Source organism: Nonomuraea sp. NPDC049624 (assembly GCF_040675255.1).
Taxonomy (GTDB): Bacteria; Actinomycetota; Actinomycetes; order Streptosporangiales; family Streptosporangiaceae; genus Nonomuraea.
In genome coordinates, this window is the sequence record NZ_JBFAOR010000014.1 from 99,101 (window position 1) to 115,859 (window position 16,759).

A 16,759-nucleotide genomic window follows, 5' to 3' on the forward strand; every position below is an offset into this window, starting at 1 on the left:
TGAAGGCATGACTCAGGTGCTGTCGGGAGCGATGCACTACTTCCGGGTCCTTCCCGAGCAGTGGCGGCAGCGCCTGGCCATGCTGCGGGCCATGGGCCTGGACACCGTCGAGACGTACGCGGCCTGGAACCTGCACGAGCCGCGGCCCGGCCGCTTCGACTTCACCGGCCGGGCCGACCTGGGCCGCTTCCTGGACCTGGCGGCCGAGGAGGGGCTGCGGGCGATCGTGCGGCCGGGGCCCTACATCTGCGCGGAATGGGACAACGGCGGCCTGCCCTGGTGGCTGCTCGCCGACCGGGACGCCCGGCTGCGCTGCCACGACGAGACCTTCCTCGGCCACGTCGGGCGCTTCTTCGACGAGGCGATCCCGATCGTCGCCGCCCGGCAGGTCACCCGCGGCGGCAACGTGATCATGGTCCAGGTGGAGAACGAGTACGGCTCCTACGGCTCCGACCGGCGCTACCTGGCCTGGCTGGCCGACGGGCTGCGCGAGCGCGGCCTGGACGTCCCGCTGTTCACCTCCGACGGCGCGATCGACCACATGCTCTCCGGCGGCGCCCTGCCGGGCGTGCGGGCGACGGTGAACTTCGGCTCCGACCCCGAAGGCTCCTTCGCCGAGCTGGCCCGCTTCCGGTCCGAGGACCCGCCGGCGTGCATGGAGTTCTGGAACGGCTGGTTCGACCACTGGGGCGACACCCACACCACCCGGGACGCCGCCGAGGTGGCCGGCATCCTGGAACGCATGCTGGCCGCGGGCGCGTCGGTCAACCTCTACATGGCCCACGGCGGCACCAACTTCGGCACCTGGGCCGGCGCCAACCTGGGCGGCGACCTGCAGGACGGCGCATACCAGCCGACCGTCACCTCCTACGACTACGACGCCCCGATCGACGAGCGGGGCGCGCCGACCGAGAAGTTCTGGGCGTTCAGGAAGGTGCTGGCCGCCCACCGGGAGGGCCAGGTGCCCGAGCCGGCGCCGCTGCCGCCGACGCTGCCGCCCGGCGCCGTCGAGCTGACGCAGTCGTTGCGGCTGTTCGACGCGCTCCCGCCGGTCGCGGGCCGCTCGGCGCGCCCGCCGACGTTCGAGGAGCTCGGGCTGGCCCACGGCCTGGTGCTGTACCGGGCCACCGTGCACGGGCCGCGGGGTCCGTACGAGCTGCACGTCGACGGCCTGGCCGACCGGGCCCACCTGTTCGTGGACGGCGAGCCGGTGGCGGTGCTCGAACGGGACCGGCTGACCGGCGTGCCCGTCGCGGTGCCCGGCCCGTCGGCGGTGGTGGAGCTGCTGGTCGAGTCGATGGGCCGGGTCAACTACGGCCCCCGGCTGGGCGACCGCAAGGGCATCGTCGGCGGCGTGCGGCACGAGCGGCAGTACGTGCACGACTGGGAGGCCGTGCCCATCCCGCTGGACGACGTGTCCGGGCTGCCGTGGGGCCGTACCGGCGCGACGACCGGGCCCGTCTTCCACCGCGGCACGCTCACCGTGGCCGAGCCGCGCGACGCCTACCTCGCCCTGCCTGGCTGGACCAAGGGGTACGTCTGGGTCAACGGGTTCTGCCTGGGCCGCTACTGGGACCGGGGCCCCCAGCGCACCCTCTACCTGCCCTGGCCGCTGCTGCGCGCGGGCGGCAACGAGCTCGTCGTCCTCGAACTGGACGGCTGCCGGGCGCCGGTCGTGGAGATCCGGGAGGAGGCCGGCCTTGGGTAATCCGTGCCCGGTCGTCGTCCCCCGGCTGCAGCAGTGGGACGGCGGCGCCGGCGTGCTCCCCCGGGCCGCGCTGGCCAGGGTCGTGAGCGACGAGACCGCCCTGCGCGACCGGCTGGCCCGGGAGATCGGGCAGGTCACCGGCCTGACCCTGACGGCGGCCGGCGGGCCGGCGGGCGCCGGCGACGTCGTCCTGACCCTCGACCCGGCGCTGACGTGCGAGGCGGGCGGCGCCCGCTTCGCCGAGGAGGGCTACCTGCTCGCCGTCACCGGCGAGCAGGTGCGGATCTCCGCGCCCACGCCCACCGGCCTGTTCTACGGCACGCGCAGCCTGCTGCAGATCCTGCGCACCACCGCCGGCCTGCCGGTGGGCGCCGCCGCCGACTGGCCCGACTACCCGGTGCGCGGCTTCATGCTGGACGTGGGCCGCCGCTTCTTCACGCCGCGCTTCATCCGCGAGCAGCTGGCCGTCATGGGCTGGTTCAAGCTCAACGAGCTGCAGCTCCACCTCAACGACAACGGCTTCCTGGCCCCTGACGGCACCTGGTCGCAGGTGCAGGCGGGCTTCCGGCTGGTGCCGGAGGATCCCGCGCTGGCCGGGCTGGCCTCGGCCGACGGCGCCTATGACCGGGCGGACTGGGACTCCTTCGAGGAGGCGGCGGCGGCCGAGGGCGTCACCCTTGTCCCCGAGATCGACGCGCCCGCCCACTCGCTGGCGTTCGTCCGGTTCCGTCCCTCGATCGGGCTGGGCGACGACCACCTGGACCTGTCGAAGCCGGAGGCCACGCAGTTCGTCAAGGACGTGTTCACCGAGTTCGTCCCCTGGTTCCGCGGCCCGCACGCGCACTTCGGCGCCGACGAGTACCTGGCCGACGAGCCGCGCTACCGGGAGTTCTTCAACGCGATGGCGGCCCACCTGCGGGCGCTGGGCAAACGTCCGCGCGCGTGGGGCAGCCTGACCAGGATGGCGGGCGGCGTCCCCGAGGGCTACGACCGGGACGTGGTGATCAACTGCTGGGCCACCGTCTGGTACGGCCCGCACGAGGCCGGGCGGGACGGCTACTCCTTCGTCAACACCAGCGACTCCCTGCTCTACATCGTCCCGGCCGCCACCTACTACCACCCCGACGGCCTGGACGGCGAGTACCTGTACGACCACTGGGCGCCGCATGTCTTCCCCGACGGCCAGAGCGTGGCCCCCGGCGATCCGCGGCTGCTGGGCGCCATGTCGGCGGTGTGGAACGACATCACCGCGGCGCCCTACACCGAGGACGACGTGCGCGACCTGGTCGAGCCCACCTTCGCCGTCCTGGCCCAGAAGATGTGGAGCGGCGCGGGGGGCATGCCGTACCGCGCCTTCATGGACGCCGTGCGGGAGGCCGGCGGGCCGGCGCGCCCGTAGCGGTGGGGGGCGGGTTCCCTCAGGGACGGACGGCGGGCACGATGCGCCAGTCCCGCTGGAAGACGAGGTTGTGCAGGTCGGCGGCGGCGATGGCGCGCAGGACGGGGACGAGCTCCGCCGCCTGCGCCGCGTCCGCGACGTTGAGCGGCCACTCCCCGAGGGTGGCGCCCCGCAGGTGCGGATGGTGGAAGCCGGCGCCGTAGTGGGCGGTCAGGGTGATCGGCGTGAGGCCGGCCGCCCGTTGCGCCGGCCACGACAACGTCCAGGAGGCGAAGCTGCCGCCCGCGGCGTCGGCCCGGGGGCCGGTGGCCTCGACGGCGCCGGCGCCCAGCAGGAGGTGCCGGTCGAACTCGGCCAGCACCTGCCGGGCGGGCGCGTCGAGGAGTTCGGCGGCCCGGCGGAAGGCGTCCTGCTTGCCCTGGCGGGTGACGTGCCCGGCGTGGGTGCCGTCGCGCAGGTCGGCGAAGTGGCGGACGAGCGCCTCAAGGGGCGCGGGTGGAAGGTTCATCGGTGGTCCTCTCGATGGTCGGACGGGCCCGGCCCGCGCAGAGCCCGCGCGAGCAGCCGGAGAAGGGGACGGTCGGGACGCAGCACGTCGCCGTGGACGGCGCCCGGCGGGCGGAGCAGCCGCACCGGGACGCCGTGCCGCCGTGCGCCCAGACCAGCAGCCCGGCGGGCGGCAGGTCCTGCGGCCGATGGACGCGGACCGGCACGGGAGGCGAGCCGGGCAGGACGAGAGGTGACCACGACGGCTCCCGTCGTCCGCCGGTCTCGGCGATCACCGTGTCGCTGGGCTGAAGGTCCATGATGTGCTCCGCGAGGACGGGGACGGCGGGTCAGGCGTGCGCGCGGTCGCGCCGGCCGCGCAGGAAGATCGCCGCGACCAGGACGCCGACCAGGACGAGCGCCGCGTTGACCGCGATCGCGACGGTGACGCCGTGCAGGACGGCCGCGCCGGTCACGGCCCCGGCCGTCGCGGCGGTGACGATCGCGGACATGATCGGGGTGCCCATGGTGATGCCGATCTGCTGGGATGCTGACCGCCTGCAGCAGCCCGCCGCCGACCAGCACGGTCACGGTCGAGGTGCGGGCGATCGCCTTCGGGGCGAGCAGGCCGCCGGCCACGGCGCCGAGTCCGAGCACGCCGAACGACAGCCCGGCGGCCAGGGCGGTGAAGCCGAGGGTCTTCTGCAGGTAGAGGGTGAGCAGGTACACCAGGGACGTCTCGGTGACGAAGGCCAGCAGGCCGAGCAGGTTGCCCCAGGCCACGGTCGGCTTGCGCAGGACGTGCAGCGGCACGAGCGGCGCGGCGTTCGACCAGGTGGAACAGGCCGAGCAGGACGGCCCCGGCCAGCAGCCCGGTCAGGGCGAGGGGGTGGGTCCAGCCGTGCTCGCCGGCCTGCGTCAGGCCATAGACGACGCCGAGCAGCCCTAGGGTCACGGTGAGCGCGACGGGCAGGTCGAGCCGGGGACGCTCGGCGGGCCGGGACTCGGCGATGTTCAGGATCGAGAAGTCGACGGCCAGCATGAACTGGGCGACCAGGAGCACCGCGAGGACGAGGCGCAGGCGGCCGGTCAGACGCCGCGGCGGAGCCTGGGCGGTGGACGCGGGCAGGGGTGTGGTGGTGGTCATGGCAGGGCTTTCCCTCGGGCGTGCCGGTCGGCATGCCGCCACAAACGGTTCTTTAGTTCCGTTAAGATGCGAGAACAGTAGCACCGGAACCGACGCTAAGGGAACTGTGGTTCCGATAAGGGTTCGAACGAGGAGGAGTCCGCATGGCCGCCGTCCCATCGCCGGGTGCCGTCCGTCCTGGGGGGCGTACCGCCCGCGTCCGCGAGGCCGTCCTGCGGGCGGCCGGCGACACCCTGGTCGAGAAGGGCTTCGCCGGGCTCGACCTCGCCGACATCGCCCGCCTCGCGGAGGTCGGCAAGACCACCGTCTACCGCCGCTGGGGCACGCCCGGCGCGCTCGCCGCCGACCTCCTCAAGGACATGGCGGAGACCTCGCTGCCCCGCGCCCGCAACGGCGACGTGCGGGCGGACCTGCGCGACAACGCGCGCCTGGTCGTGAAGACCCTCACCGACCCCCGCCAGGGACGCCTGTTCAAGGCGCTGATCGCCGCCTCGCTCTGCGACGGGGAGGCCGCCCGCGCGCTGCAGCGGTTCTACGCCGTCCGCATCGAGGAGTGGGCCGGCTGCGTCACCGACGCCGTCGCGCGCGGCGAGCTGCCGCCCGGCACCGACCCGCGCCGGGTGATCGCCGCCGTGTCCGCGCCCCTTTACTACGCCCTGCTCAACACCGGGGAGGCCCTCGACGAGGCCGCCGCCGACCGGGCCGCCGCGGCGGCGCTGGCGGCGGCCCGTGCCGGGGCCCTGTGAGCCTCGTCAGATCCTGAGCTCGGCGTAGACCGTGTCGAGGTAGGCGGCGAAGTCCGCGGTGTACTCCCGGTACCGCCCGCGCCAGCGCTCCAGGTCGGCGGCCGACACCGAGGAGCCGAGCACCGCCGTCAGGTGGGCGATGAGGAAGGTGTCGTCCTGGCCGGCCTCGAACCGCACCCGGCTCTCGACGATCTCGAAGCGGCGCATGAGGTCGAGGCGGAGCAGCTGGTAGAGGAAGGACTCGGCGGCGAACCTGAGGGACTCCGGCATCTCCTTCGAGATCGACTGCGGGCCGTGGTACCAGGAGAGGTAGACGGCGTCGTCGAAGATCTCGAACCGGTAGGTCGCGGTGTCCTCGATGTAGGCCAGGTCCACCGGGCAGATGTGCCGGTAGTCGAACAGCGCGACCGTGCTCATGATGAGCTCCTCGCGCAGCTCCTCCGACAGGGTGGAGTTGTCCTTGCCCGCCAGCCTGGCCCAGGTGGTCCGGTCGGTGGCGCGGCGCGAGATGGCCAGCCGGTCGCCGGGGTTGAGCATCGCGACCCGGACCTGGTGGGGGAAGTGGCGGGACCTGGCCAGCCGGGCCGACACGTAGCGGGCGCTCGGGCCGCAGAAGGCGTAGAAGCCGGTGGCCTCCAGGCTCGTGGTCACGTCCTTGTTGAAGGCGTCCCCGTACGTGCCGTCCACCGGGTCGAAGGACGGGTAGACGGCCGTCGGCATGAAGCCCTTGTGCATCGAGGCCACCTCGGTGCGCAGCCCCGTGGCCAGGTCGTCCAGGTGCTGGGCGATGTTCTCCTCCATGCTGCGCTGCTGCACCTGGGAGCTCAGGACGGAGAACACGACGGCGAAGGCGACGGACGCGATCAGGTTGAGGCCGATCGAGGAGAGCACCGCCGCCCTGGTGAGGGCCGGGTCGAAGAAGACCATGAGCACCGCGGCGAGCAGGGTCACCGCACAGGAGAGGCCGAAGGCGTACCAGCTCAGGGTGTTGCGAAGCTTGCGCGGGGGCGTTGACATGCAGAGATCTCGCTTCGTCGCCGAGTGTCGCCATGATCCCCGATCCCGTTCCATGCTAACCGCGCCGGCGGCCCGGCGCGGAGTGCCCGGAAGGCGTGCCGGCCGAATATGATCATGCGCATCGCCGCCTTCCTCCGGGCCGTCGCCCGCCACCGCTACGGGCGTCCGGCCGCCGTCGCCGTCGCGCTCTACCTGACCGGCGCCGCCGTCACCGCCTGGTACGACGGCGGGCGGTGGTTCGTCGCCGTCGCGACGGCCGGCGTCCGGCCGGGGGATGGCGAGGCGCGGCTCCTGCCCGCGGCGATCTGCGTGCTCAACGCGTGGGCGCTGTGGCAGATCCTGCGCGGGCCCGTCCGGGCGGGCGCCGGGGCGTTGCCGCGTGACGTGGTGTGGCTGCGGCGCCTGCTCTACGCGGACGTGGCCGGCGACCTGCTGCTCTGGGACCTCCTCGACCGCCTGTCCGGCCTCGCGGAGTACGTCGCGCGCTGGGCCGTGTGGGCCGCCACCATGCTGCTGCTGGTGCGGGTGCTCACCGGGGTCACGGCCCGGTTCCGGATGATCGCGCTCGGGCTCGGCCTGGCCGGGGTGCTGGGTGCGGCGTTGCGGCCGTTCACCGAGATCCCGCTGCTGTCGCTGTCGGTCCCGCTGGTGCTGGCGACGCTGGCGTGCAAGGCGATGATCATCGCCGGGCAGGGGCGCGACGGCCGGTTCGGCGCCGTCACGCTCGCCGTCGGCTGGACGGCCCTGCTGGTGCCGCAGGCGTACTCGCTCCTCCAGGCCGGGCGGCTGACGTTCGACGGTCTGTCGCTCGTCGTGCAGGCACTCGACGGGCTGCTCGTCGTGTGGGCGGCGCGCACCGCGCACGAGCTCGCCGTGCCCCGCCAGGACGCCCCCGTGGCCGGAGCCGGGCAGGCGCCGCGGCTGCTCGCCGCCGCCGCGGTCCTGCTCGTGCTGCCGATGGCGGTCGTCGGCGCGGAGCGGGACGCCCGGCTCACCTACACGGCCGCGGACGAGGGCTGCCGCGACCGGCTCCGGCCCGCGACCGGCCTCGGCCCGGAGGAGCGGCGGCGGTCGTTCCTCTGCCTGGCCAGGAGCGACACCTTCGCCGCGGGCACGATGTTCCCCGGACGGCTGCCCGACCAGCGCGTCCTGGCCTACGGCGGACAGCTGTGCGCGCTGCCCGGCGACCAGGAACGGCTCGCGCTGCACGGGCGGGCCGGCGGCATGGGGGACGCCATCGAGCTGGCCGCGGCCCTGGAGTACCTGTGCCCCGGCATCGTCGCCCGGCAGACCGCCGACGCCGACCGCCGCCAGGCCGAGCACGACCTTCAGGAGGCCAGGTGGAAGGCCGAGGCGAACGCCCGGTGCACTGACCCGTGGCCCCGGGTGCGGGCCAGGCGGCAGGGCACGGCTGCGTACATGTTGTTCGAGGGCGGCGGCTACGCCGTCTTCGACGACCGCGACGACAGCGCGGGCGACCCCGGTGACATCTTCGACGGCGGCGAGGAGGCCGCCGACATCTTCGACGCCGTCCAGGACGGGTTCATCGACGCCGCGGGCAGCGGCGCCGCCATCGTGACCGCCGAGGAGAACGCGCCGATGTGCCTGACGGTCAAGGCGTTCGACCGCGCCCCGCCGCTGCGGCTCGCCGGCTGGGACCGGGTGGTCGAGGTGGGCATCGCCAGCCGCAGCGGCCGCCTGGTGGTGCCGGCCTACCCCGAGGGCGGCGACAGCGGGGCGGCCGGGCCGCTGCCCAGCCTGGCCGTCGCCGGTCCCGGCCGCTACCGGCTGCGCGTGCACGCCCGCACGGTGCCCTGGGACGAGGACGACCCCGACGCGCCGCTGGAGGAGCACCTGATCGTGGTCTATCCCGGCCGCTCGACGGAGAAGGTCGTCCACCGCCCGCGCGGCTGACCTCGCCGGATCCGGGCGTCGTGGGTGAACGTCGGCACCGTGTCGCAATCACGACATGGCAGACAAACGGCACGGGTGACACCTGGCGCTCCGCGCGTCCGATCACCCACTCTCGTGTGCACTGGTTGTTGCTACGAGAGGTTTCACCCCCATGCACTGGTCCGCCCATGTGACGGTGGCAGGAGTCACCACGGCCGCCCTGTTGAGCTCCCCCTTAGCGGCGGCCTCGGCCGCGGCCGAGCCCGGCGGCGGGAGCGTCCACCGCGTCACGCTGATCACCGGGGACGTGGTGACCGTCAGGCAGGCCGAGCCGGGCAGGCAGGCGGTGGAGGTGAAGCCGGGGCCGGGCCGCGAGCGGATGGCGTTCAGCACCACCGAGGAGAACGGCGAGCTGCGCGTCCTGCCCAAGGACGTCGTGCCCCTCCTGGCGGCCAAGCGGCTGGACCCGGCCCTGTTCTCGGTCACCCGGCTGATCGCCCAGGGGTACGACGACGCCAGGTCGGACAAGCTGCCGCTGCTGTTCCTCTACGACGGCGCCGCGCCGAAGAGCGCGTCCGCACCCGAGCTGGAGAGCGTCAACGGCCGGGTGGTCGCCGCCGACAAACGCACGATCGGCGGGTTGTGGAAGTCGCTCGACGGGCAGCGGGCCACGCTGTCGCAGGGCGTGTCGAAGATCTGGCTGGACGCCAAGGTCAAGGCCACCCTCGACCACAGCGTGCCGCAGGTGGGCGCGCCGGAGGCGTGGCAGGCCGGGTTCGACGGCAAGGGCGTCAAGGTCGCCGTGCTGGACACCGGCGTCGACGTCACCCACCCCGACCTGGCCGGACGCGTCAAGCAGAGCAAGGTGTTCACCGGCGAGCCGAGCGTCCGGGACGGCAACGGGCACGGCACCCACGTGGCCGCCACCATCGCCGGCGGCGACGGCCGGAAGGGCGTCGCCCCCGGCGCCGAGCTGATGGTCGGCAAGGTGCTCGGCGACGACGGCTCGGGCACCCTGTCCGGCGTCATCGAGGGCATGGAGTGGGCCGCCGCCGAAGGCGCGTCGGTGATCAGCATGAGCCTCGGCGGCAGCCCGACCGACGGCACCGACCCGCTCAGTGAGGCCGTGAACACCCTCACCGAGCGCACCGGCGCCCTGTTCGTGGTCGCCGCGGGCAACGACGGCGCGGCCTACTCCATCGGCACGCCCGGCGCGGCCACCTCGGCGCTGACCGTCGGCGCGGTGGACGGCAAGGACGCGCTCGCGGAGTTCTCCAGCCGCGGCCCGCGCCTGGACGACGCGCCCAAGCCCGACCTGACCGCCCCCGGCGTGGCCATCGTCGCGGCCCGCGCGGCGGGCACCAGCATGGGCGAGCCGGTGGACGAGCGTTACACGGCCGCGTCCGGCACCTCGATGGCCACGCCGCACGTCGCCGGGGCCGCCGCGATCGTCAAGCAGCGCCACCCCGCCTGGACGGCCAGGCAGATCAAGGACGCGCTGATCGGCTCGGCCAAGCCCGTCCCCGGCCAGCAGATCGACGACGCCGGCGCCGGCCGCCTGGACGTGGCCCGCGCGGTGCGCCAGGGCGTGACCGCGACCGGCGTGGTCGACCTCGGCAAGCACCAGCAGGACCAGGGCCCCGCCACGGCCGAGGGCACCATCACCTACGCCAACGGCACGGCCGCCCCCGTCACGCTGGAGCTGGCCGCCACCCTCGACAAGGCCGAGCTCAGCGCCAGATCCGTGACGGTCCCGGCGGGCGGCACCGCCGACGTCAAGGTCACGGTGGACCTGGCCGAGCTCTCCTTCGGCCGGTACGGCGGGCTGGTCACCGCCACGGCGGGCACGGAGCAGGTGCACACCACGCTGGCGCTGACCTGGAAGGGACCGCAGCACAAGGTCCGCTTCACCGCCGTCGACGCCGCGGGCAGGCCGACCGGCGCCGACACGCTGTCGATGTTCGGCGCGTCGCAGCAGGACGACCTGTTCACCTGGCTGCCCCAGGAAGGGCTGACCGTGGAGGTGTCGGAGGGCACCTACATGACGCAGTCGCTCAACCTGGGCGGCGGCTGGGGCCGCACCCACCCGCGGGACGGCATGGTCGTCATCCCCGAGCTCAAGGTCGACCGCGACCTGGACGTGGTGCTCGACCTCCGCAAGACCACCCCGGTGACCATCAGAACCAGGGAGCCCGCCGAGCAGGTGGGCATCTACACCTACTTCACCCATCGCGCGTTCGGCTCGCGCAAGATCTCCCAGGGCGTCATGAACTTCGACGTCATCGAGGGGCTCAACGTCTCGCCGACCCAGCCCGTGCGGGACGGCTCGTTCGAGTTCGCCTCGCGCTGGCAGCTCGTCGCGCCGAAGCTCACCGCCCGCATGCCCGGCTCGGGCGAGCCGTATCCGATGGGCTTCCTGGGCAGGTCGCCGGGCGTGGACGGGCGGCACATGTGGCGGCTGTCCGACGGGGTCGCCGGATCCAAGGGCAAGGCCGCGGTCATCCGCAGCGAGGACATCGACTGGTCCGACCCGTCCGGGGCCGCGATCAAGGCGGGCGCGGTCGCCGTGATCCTGGTGCTGTCCCCCGACGACGCGTTCGGCCACGACTGGAAGCCGGTCGGGGCCGACCTGCCGATCCCGGCGCTGGTGATCGCCGGCGACGACGGGCAGCGGATGCTGGAGCGGATGCGGAAGGGCAACGCCAAGCTGGAGGTCACCGGGCAGATGGACTCGCCCTACCTCTACGACGTCATGCAGGTCTCCGGCGGCCGGGTGCCGGACAAGATCGTGCACGAGGTGAACGACGGCAACACCGCCCGGGTCACCACGACGTATGCCGACAACGGCGGCTTCGGCTGGGCCAAGGAGCAGCGCTTCGGCTGGCGTCCCTGGCAGTCGTACGCGCTGGGCCAGCAGATGGAGACCCAGCGGATCGTCAGGACCCCGCTGCGCCGCACCGAGTACGTCAGCGCCGACGGCTCCTACTGGCAGCACCTCGTCAACCACCAGTACGTCTGGGACGAGATGGGCCGCCTGCTCGACGGCATGACCGAGCAGCCGCGCACCTACCAGCCCGGCGCGCGGATCAGCGAGAGCTGGCACGCCCCGGTGGTCCGCCCGGCGATCCCCGGCTGGCTCAAGCCGTCCACCCGGGAGGGCGACACGATGGAGATCCGCGTCCCCGAGTTCGTGGACTCCTCCGGGCACGTCTCCCGCGCGGGCGTCGACAACGACACCTCCTCGGCCCGGTTCTTCCGCGACGGCACGCTGGTGGCCGAGCGCGACGCCGCCTGGGGCGCGTTCCCCGCGGCGCCGCAGGAGGCCGCCTACCGGCTGGAGCTGTCCACCAGCCGCACCTCGCAGGAGTGGACGACGGCCGTCGCGACCGAGACGGCCTGGACGTTCCGCTCCAAGCCGGGCGACCGGGTGCTGCCGCTGCTGCAGGTCGACTATGACGTGCGCCCGGAGCGCCCGGGTCTGGTGGGCTTCGCCGTACGGCATCAGGAGGGCGTGACCGGGGCGCGCGCGAAGGACCTGAAGCTGGAGCTGTCCTACGACGACGGCGCGACGTGGCGGCGGCAGCCGGTGATCGCGCTCGGCGGCGGCCGCTACGACGCGATCGTGCTGCGCCCGCACCCGTCGCTGCGGGTGACCGCCACCGACTCGGCCGGCAACACGGTCCAGCAGACGGTGATCAGGGCCTACTGATCGGTCAGAGCCAGTTCTCGCGGGCGGCGTGCCAGGCCAGTTGCATCCGGGTCTGCGCACCCGCCCGCTCCATCAGGTAGGCGATCCTGCGCTGCACCGTCCGCTGGGAGATCTTGAGCTGGGTGGCGATCGACTTGTCCGGGACGCCGGCGACCAGCAGCGACAGCAGGTAGAGGTGGTCCGCGTCGAGCGGGCTGCCCGGGTTGGTGAGGCTGACCGGGGTGGCCCGCTCCCACAGGCTCTCGAACAGGGCCTTGAGGGCGTCGAGCAGGCTGCTGGGCCGGATCAGCGCGGCGGTGAGCTGGGTCAGGCCGTCGGTGTGCTGGATGAGCGGGAGCACCCCGAGCTCGCCGTCCGCGATGAGCATCCGCACCGGCAGGACGGGCAGCGCGCGGGCCTGTTCCCCCAGCGTGATGCCGTCGGCGAGGTTGACCAGCATGCCGGGTTCCTCCAGCAACGCCCCTTCGTAGATGACGCGGTAGCCGACGCCGCGCCGCAGCGCCGCGAGCTCCTCGTCGTTCTCCTGCGAGCTCATCGCCACGTGCCCGGCCCGGCACAGGCTGAGCACCTCGTGCCGGGCGCCGTCCTGCAGCAGCCGGAGCTGCTCGCGCAGCGCCGCCCGGCTGGTGATCACCTCGATGAGCTGCGCGGCCTCGCGCCGCCTGGCGTGCGCCAGGTACTCCCCGGTGAGCTGTTCCATGGCGTGCCGGGCCCGGTCGACCTCGGCCTGCCGCCGGTGCAGCCGGGCCGCGAGCGCGACGTCGGGGGCGACCGCCGTGAACCGGCCGGGCTCGCCCGGGACGGCTCGCGCCAGGCCCTTGGCCAGCAACGAGCCGAGCGCCTGCCGCGCCACCTCGGCCGCCACGCCCAGTTCCTCGGCCAGGGCGTCGGACTCCACCTCGGTGGTCCTGACCAGCAGCCGGTAGGCGGCCTCCTCCTCCGCGCCCAGCCCCGCCGCGCTCAGCACGTGCCGCACACGGCCCGATCCAGATTCACCCGGCCATTGTAGAGAGCGGCCGCCGGGGCGGTGCCGGCGTCCGTCACGTCACGAGTTCGGTGCGCGGTTCGCGGCTGTCGTCGGGGAGTGGGATCGCCGGGCAGTGGCGGCACTGCTCACGTACGGAAACTTCCCTGCCATACTCGGTGATCGGGATCCGGCACACCCATGGCGAAAGGGCGACATGACGGCAAGATCGGCACGACAGCCCGCTCCTGTCCGCGCGGGCAGGACGGCGGAGATCCCCACGGCGGGCGCGTCCGCCGGGCGTGGACGGTCGTCGTGACCGCGGGCGTCGACGTGCCCGACGGGCGCGGCCGTACCGGCCTGGACCAGGCGGGACGCGACCTGACCGGCAACCCCCGGGTGCGGGTGCGCGACGTGCGGCTGCTGGCCTGCAACTGGTACGTGCTGCGCACCACCACCTTCGACTACCAGCACGCCGACGGCCACTGGAGCACCCAGCAGCGGGAGACCTACGACCGCGGCAACGGCGCCACCGTGCTGCTGTACGACCCCGACCGCCGCACCGTCCTGCTGACCCGGCAGTTCCGCTATCCCGCCTACGTCAACGGGCACCCCGACGGGATGCTCCTGGAGACCGCGGCCGGGCTGCTGGACGACGACGCGCCGGAGGAGGCGATCCGGCGCGAGGCCGCCGAGGAGACCGGCCACGCCATCGGCGAGGTCGAGCCGGTCTTCTCCGTCTACATGAGCCCGGGGTCGGTGACCGAACGCCTGCACTTCTACGCCGCGCCGTACAGCGCCGCGACCCGCACCTCGGCGGGCGGCGGGGTCGCGGCGGAGGGCGAGGACATCGAGGTCGTGGAGCTCGGCTTCGACCACGCCCTCGACCTGGTCGGGCGGGGTGAGATCGCCGACGCCAAAACGATCATGCTGCTGCAGTGGGCGGCGCTGAGCGGCCCCTTCTCCCCCGCCCGCACGCCGGACCGGCCCGCGACGCGGCCGTAGGGGCCGTCGCCTCGCGTTTGCGGCGCGCTCCTGCGGGCACAGCGTGCTGACCCAGGAGAACGTGAGTTCGAGGAGAGTCAGCATGAGTCACGGACCGGTGGAGAAGGACCCCGACGAGTGGACGACCGGTGACGAGCCCATGACCGGCCCGCAGGAGTCCTACCTGCACACCCTGGCCAGGGAGGTGGGCAGGGAGGTGCCCGGCGGGCTGAGCAAGGCCGAGGCGTCCCGGTTGATCGACGAGCTCCAGGAGAACAGCGAGCGCCTGCGCGCGTCCGGCAGCCGGCCGGAGGGCGCCGGCTGATCCGCCGGGCGCTGCCCCGCGCAGGGGAGGCGGTTCCCTCGCGGGAGGGAGATCCCGGGCGGGCCGCGCGGCCTACCGTGGGCGGCCATGAGATCACTCACACGGCCCGCGCTGCTGGCCGCAGGCTGGGCGGCGGCGGCCGTCCTCGTGCTGGTGGCGCCCGGGAACCTGGTCATGCGGCTGGCGTTCGGCAGGCTCGACGACCCCGCGCTGGCCCGGCAGGCGCTGCTCGCCGCGGCGGGGGTGCTGCTGGCGCTGGCGGCCGTCCGCTTCGGGACGCGTACCGCCGCGCGGCCGCGCCGGCGGCGGGCCGACGGGACGGTCCGGCCCGCCCGCTGGGCCAGGGCGGCGACCTGGACGGCGGCCGTCGTGCCGGTGCTCGGCTTCTCGGTCCCGCACCTGCTGTGGGGGCTGGGCCTGCCGCTGGGCGTGGCGGCGGGCTCCCGCGCGGGCCTGGCCGAGCTGGGCGGCTCTGCGGTGTTCTGGGTGCTGCTCGTCGCCGGGCCGGTGGCCGGGGGCCTGCTCACGCTGGGGCTGATCGCCCGATGGGGACAGCTCGTCCCGCGCTGGGTGCCCCTGGCGGGGGGACGGCGGGTGCCGCGCGCGCTCGCGGCGGTCCCGGCGGCAGCCGTGGGCATGCTGGTCGGCCAGTACGGCGCGATGATGACGGGCTGCCTCGCCTTCGGCGTCACCCGCAGGTGCGCGCCCGGCGGCGGGGTCGAGGTCCTGGACGGGAGCTGGGGCTTCGCCGGGACCTACCCGGTCTTCCTGCTCTGGGGGACCTCGCTGCTGGCCGCCGCGGCCGGTTACCTGCACACGACCGCGCGGAGGCCGGTCAGTGTCTCATGACGTGCCGGCGCTTCGGGGCCTTGCCGTAGCCGAGCAGTCCCATCATGCCCTGCTCCTGGTGGTAGAGGTTGTGGCAGTGGAACATCCACTCGCCGGGGTTGTCGGCGTGCACGTCGATGCTGATCCGCTTGTACGGCATGACGTTCACGGTGTCCTTCCGCGGCCCGCCGCGCTCGGTCGTCCGGACCTGGAAGGTGTGGCCGTGCAGGTGCATCGGGTGCCACATGTGCGTGTCGTTGTGCATGACGATCCGGATCGTCTCGCCCCGGTCGACCCGCAGGCGCAGCGGGTCGTCGCCGAGGTGCCCGTTCATGGGCCACTCGCTGCCGGAGGCGCCCTGACGCCAGCCGAGCGTGACGGTGACGGTCCTGGACGGCGGGCGCAGCTGGTCGCGGCGGCGCGCCTGGAGGTCCTGGTAGACGAGCTGCCGCCGCTGGAGCTCCGGCACGGCGCCGTCCGGTGACGGCGTGCGCGCGCCGGGCGTGGTGCGCACCACCGCGAACGCCCGCCCGGCCTTACCCTCCGCCATCGCCATCAGCGGGAACGCCCCCGCGTCGAGCGTGGCGACGAAGTCGTAGCGCTCCCCCATGCCGACCACGACCGTGTCCACGGTGACCGGCTTGCACGGGAAACCGTCGGTGTGGGTGATGGTCAGGCGGTGGCCGCCGAGCGCCACCCGGAAGGCGGTGTCGGCGGCCGCGTTGATCACCCGGAACCTGGCGCGCACGCGGGGACGGCTCATGAAGGTGGTGGGATCGTCGGCGGTGCGGCCGTTGACCAGGTAGTACGGGTAACGCGCGTGTCCGGACGTGCCGCCGAGGACGTGGCTGCTCAGCGTGTCGTCGTGCGGGGTGGTGTTCAGGGCGCGCAGCGTGTCGTCGGGCGTGCCGTTGACGCCGTCCTGCCAGTCGTCGAGGACGACCGTGAACTCCTGGTCGTACCCGAGCGGCTCGTACGGGTCCTCCACGATCAGCGGGCCGTACAGGCCGCGGTCGCTCTGCATGCCCACGTGGGAGTGGTAGAAGTAGGTGCCCGGGTCGGGGACGGTGAACACGTAGTCGAACGTCCCGCCGGGCCGGGTCGGGCGCTGCGAGAGGCCGGGCGCGCCGTCCATGTCGGCGGCGATCCTGATGCCGTGCCAGTGCACGGTGGTCGGCGCGGGCAGGTCGTTGACGAGCCTGACCCGTACCGTGCCGCCGGCCGTGGCCCGGATGGTAGGGCCGGGCAGCAGGCCGTCGTAGGCCCAGGTGGACACCGTCCGTCCGCCGAGGGACACGGTGGCGGGCGCGGCCCGCAGCACTCTCCCGCCGGCCGTCCCGGCGGCCGTCCCGGCGGCCCTTCCCGCCGACGGCCTGGCGGACGCGCCGGCGGCGGCCGCCGGAACGGCGCCCAGGGCGGCGAACATGCCGCTGACGAACAACCTGCGGGACACGGTCCCACGCGAATCAGTCACTACGGATCCCCCTCATCCATCTCGCAAAATAACGGAGAGTGACCGTGGAAGGACGACGCCACGCGCGGCGGGGCGGTTC

16 protein-coding genes are annotated in these 16,759 nt (G+C 73.7%); 11 read left to right on the top strand and 5 right to left on the bottom strand.

Annotated elements, in window-relative coordinates:
• The first annotated feature begins 7 nt into the window (after window positions 1-7).
• Complete coding sequence (locus tag AB0J76_RS42150) at window positions 8-1,708, top strand: beta-galactosidase family protein (protein ID WP_352328245.1); 1,701 nt, start codon at window positions 8-10, stop codon at window positions 1,706-1,708.
• Window positions 1,701-3,107, top strand: coding sequence for a glycoside hydrolase family 20 protein (locus AB0J76_RS42155; RefSeq protein ID WP_364393045.1), 1,407 nt, complete (start codon window positions 1,701-1,703; stop codon window positions 3,105-3,107). The genes AB0J76_RS42150 and AB0J76_RS42155 overlap by 8 nt, the downstream gene beginning before the upstream one ends.
• A gap of 19 nt (window positions 3,108-3,126) precedes the next feature.
• On the opposite strand, the gene AB0J76_RS42160 is transcribed toward AB0J76_RS42155, so the two are convergent.
• The gene (locus AB0J76_RS42160) at window positions 3,127-3,615 is read right to left on the bottom strand and encodes a hypothetical protein (protein WP_352331306.1); all 489 of its coding nucleotides are present in this window, start codon (window positions 3,613-3,615) and stop codon (window positions 3,127-3,129) included.
• A gap of 2 nt (window positions 3,616-3,617) precedes the next feature.
• On the opposite strand from AB0J76_RS42160, the gene AB0J76_RS42165 reads away from it, so the two are divergent.
• Complete coding sequence (locus tag AB0J76_RS42165; protein WP_364393048.1) at window positions 3,618-3,905, top strand: hypothetical protein; 288 nt, start codon at window positions 3,618-3,620, stop codon at window positions 3,903-3,905.
• A gap of 38 nt (window positions 3,906-3,943) precedes the next feature.
• Here the strand turns inward: AB0J76_RS42165 and AB0J76_RS42170 are convergent, their stop codons facing one another.
• Window positions 3,944-4,120 (bottom strand): hypothetical protein, encoded by a 177-nt coding sequence (locus AB0J76_RS42170; protein ID WP_352330368.1) that lies wholly within the window; start codon window positions 4,118-4,120, stop codon window positions 3,944-3,946.
• A 20-nt stretch (window positions 4,121-4,140) separates the two neighbouring features.
• On the opposite strand from AB0J76_RS42170, the gene AB0J76_RS42175 reads away from it, so the two are divergent.
• The 3 genes from AB0J76_RS42175 to AB0J76_RS42185 all read left to right on the top strand — a co-directional run bounded on the left by AB0J76_RS42175 (window position 4,141) and on the right by AB0J76_RS42185 (window position 5,486).
• Entirely contained in the window at window positions 4,141-4,305 is a 165-nt protein-coding gene (locus tag AB0J76_RS42175; protein ID WP_352330370.1) for a hypothetical protein, read from the top strand.
• 3 nt (window positions 4,306-4,308) lie between these two features.
• A complete protein-coding gene (locus AB0J76_RS42180) occupies window positions 4,309-4,542 on the top strand; it encodes a hypothetical protein (RefSeq protein WP_352330372.1) in 234 nt (77 codons plus the stop codon).
• Window positions 4,543-4,883: 341 nt separating this feature from the next.
• Entirely contained in the window at window positions 4,884-5,486 is a 603-nt protein-coding gene (locus AB0J76_RS42185) for a TetR/AcrR family transcriptional regulator C-terminal ligand-binding domain-containing protein (protein WP_352330374.1), read from the top strand.
• 6 nt (window positions 5,487-5,492) lie between these two features.
• Here the strand turns inward: AB0J76_RS42185 and AB0J76_RS42190 are convergent, their stop codons facing one another.
• Entirely contained in the window at window positions 5,493-6,503 is a 1,011-nt protein-coding gene (locus AB0J76_RS42190; protein WP_352330376.1) for a hypothetical protein, read from the bottom strand.
• Between the two features lie 114 nt (window positions 6,504-6,617).
• Between AB0J76_RS42190 and AB0J76_RS42195 the strand changes: the two genes are divergently transcribed.
• Together AB0J76_RS42195 and AB0J76_RS42200 are read left to right on the top strand one after the other, a co-directional pair.
• Window positions 6,618-8,417 carry a hypothetical protein gene (locus tag AB0J76_RS42195; RefSeq protein WP_364393054.1) on the top strand — a complete coding sequence of 600 codons (1,800 nt, stop codon included), beginning with the start codon at window positions 6,618-6,620 and terminating at the stop codon, window positions 8,415-8,417.
• A 151-nt stretch (window positions 8,418-8,568) separates the two neighbouring features.
• Window positions 8,569-12,105 (top strand): S8 family serine peptidase, encoded by a 3,537-nt coding sequence (locus AB0J76_RS42200; protein ID WP_364393056.1) that lies wholly within the window; start codon window positions 8,569-8,571, stop codon window positions 12,103-12,105.
• Window positions 12,106-12,109: 4 nt separating this feature from the next.
• Here AB0J76_RS42200 and AB0J76_RS42205 read toward each other — a convergent pair whose 3' ends face one another.
• The gene (locus AB0J76_RS42205; protein WP_352328209.1) at window positions 12,110-13,081 is read right to left on the bottom strand and encodes a helix-turn-helix domain-containing protein; all 972 of its coding nucleotides are present in this window, start codon (window positions 13,079-13,081) and stop codon (window positions 12,110-12,112) included.
• A gap of 189 nt (window positions 13,082-13,270) precedes the next feature.
• Between AB0J76_RS42205 and AB0J76_RS42210 the strand changes: the two genes are divergently transcribed.
• The 3 genes from AB0J76_RS42210 (at window position 13,271) to AB0J76_RS42220 (ending at window position 15,227) form a co-directional block, all read left to right on the top strand.
• Complete coding sequence (locus tag AB0J76_RS42210; protein WP_352328210.1) at window positions 13,271-14,074, top strand: NUDIX domain-containing protein; 804 nt, start codon at window positions 13,271-13,273, stop codon at window positions 14,072-14,074.
• An 82-nt stretch (window positions 14,075-14,156) separates the two neighbouring features.
• A complete protein-coding gene (locus AB0J76_RS42215) occupies window positions 14,157-14,378 on the top strand; it encodes a DUF3072 domain-containing protein (protein ID WP_352328211.1) in 222 nt (73 codons plus the stop codon).
• Window positions 14,379-14,465: 87 nt separating this feature from the next.
• Window positions 14,466-15,227 carry a hypothetical protein gene (locus AB0J76_RS42220; RefSeq protein WP_352328212.1) on the top strand — a complete coding sequence of 254 codons (762 nt, stop codon included), beginning with the start codon at window positions 14,466-14,468 and terminating at the stop codon, window positions 15,225-15,227.
• Here AB0J76_RS42220 and AB0J76_RS42225 read toward each other — a convergent pair.
• On the bottom strand, window positions 15,214-16,659 hold the full coding sequence (locus AB0J76_RS42225) for a multicopper oxidase family protein (protein ID WP_352328213.1): 1,446 nt from the start codon (window positions 16,657-16,659) through the stop codon (window positions 15,214-15,216). The genes AB0J76_RS42220 and AB0J76_RS42225 overlap by 14 nt on opposite strands.
• Window positions 16,660-16,759: the final 100 nt, after the last annotated feature.

Excerpts from the sequence above, each read along its gene's own strand:
- AB0J76_RS42185 (WP_352330374.1), top strand. The coding sequence starts at position 4,884 with ATGGCCGCCGTCCCATCGCCGGGTGCCGTCCGTCCTGGGGGGCGTACC.
- AB0J76_RS42175 (WP_352330370.1), top strand. The coding sequence starts at position 4,141 with ATGCTGACCGCCTGCAGCAGCCCGCCGCCGACCAGCACGGTCACGGTC.
- AB0J76_RS42220 (WP_352328212.1), top strand. The coding sequence starts at position 14,466 with ATGAGATCACTCACACGGCCCGCGCTGCTGGCCGCAGGCTGGGCGGCG.
- AB0J76_RS42170 (WP_352330368.1), bottom strand. The coding sequence starts at position 4,120 with ATGGGCACCCCGATCATGTCCGCGATCGTCACCGCCGCGACGGCCGGG.
- AB0J76_RS42210 (WP_352328210.1), top strand. The coding sequence starts at position 13,271 with ATGGCGAAAGGGCGACATGACGGCAAGATCGGCACGACAGCCCGCTCC.
- AB0J76_RS42195 (WP_364393054.1), top strand. The coding sequence starts at position 6,618 with ATGCGCATCGCCGCCTTCCTCCGGGCCGTCGCCCGCCACCGCTACGGG.
- AB0J76_RS42150 (WP_352328245.1), top strand. The coding sequence starts at position 8 with ATGACTCAGGTGCTGTCGGGAGCGATGCACTACTTCCGGGTCCTTCCC.
- AB0J76_RS42190 (WP_352330376.1), bottom strand. The coding sequence starts at position 6,503 with ATGTCAACGCCCCCGCGCAAGCTTCGCAACACCCTGAGCTGGTACGCC.
- AB0J76_RS42200 (WP_364393056.1), top strand. The coding sequence starts at position 8,569 with ATGCACTGGTCCGCCCATGTGACGGTGGCAGGAGTCACCACGGCCGCC.
- AB0J76_RS42215 (WP_352328211.1), top strand. The coding sequence starts at position 14,157 with ATGAGTCACGGACCGGTGGAGAAGGACCCCGACGAGTGGACGACCGGT.
- AB0J76_RS42160 (WP_352331306.1), bottom strand. The coding sequence starts at position 3,615 with ATGAACCTTCCACCCGCGCCCCTTGAGGCGCTCGTCCGCCACTTCGCC.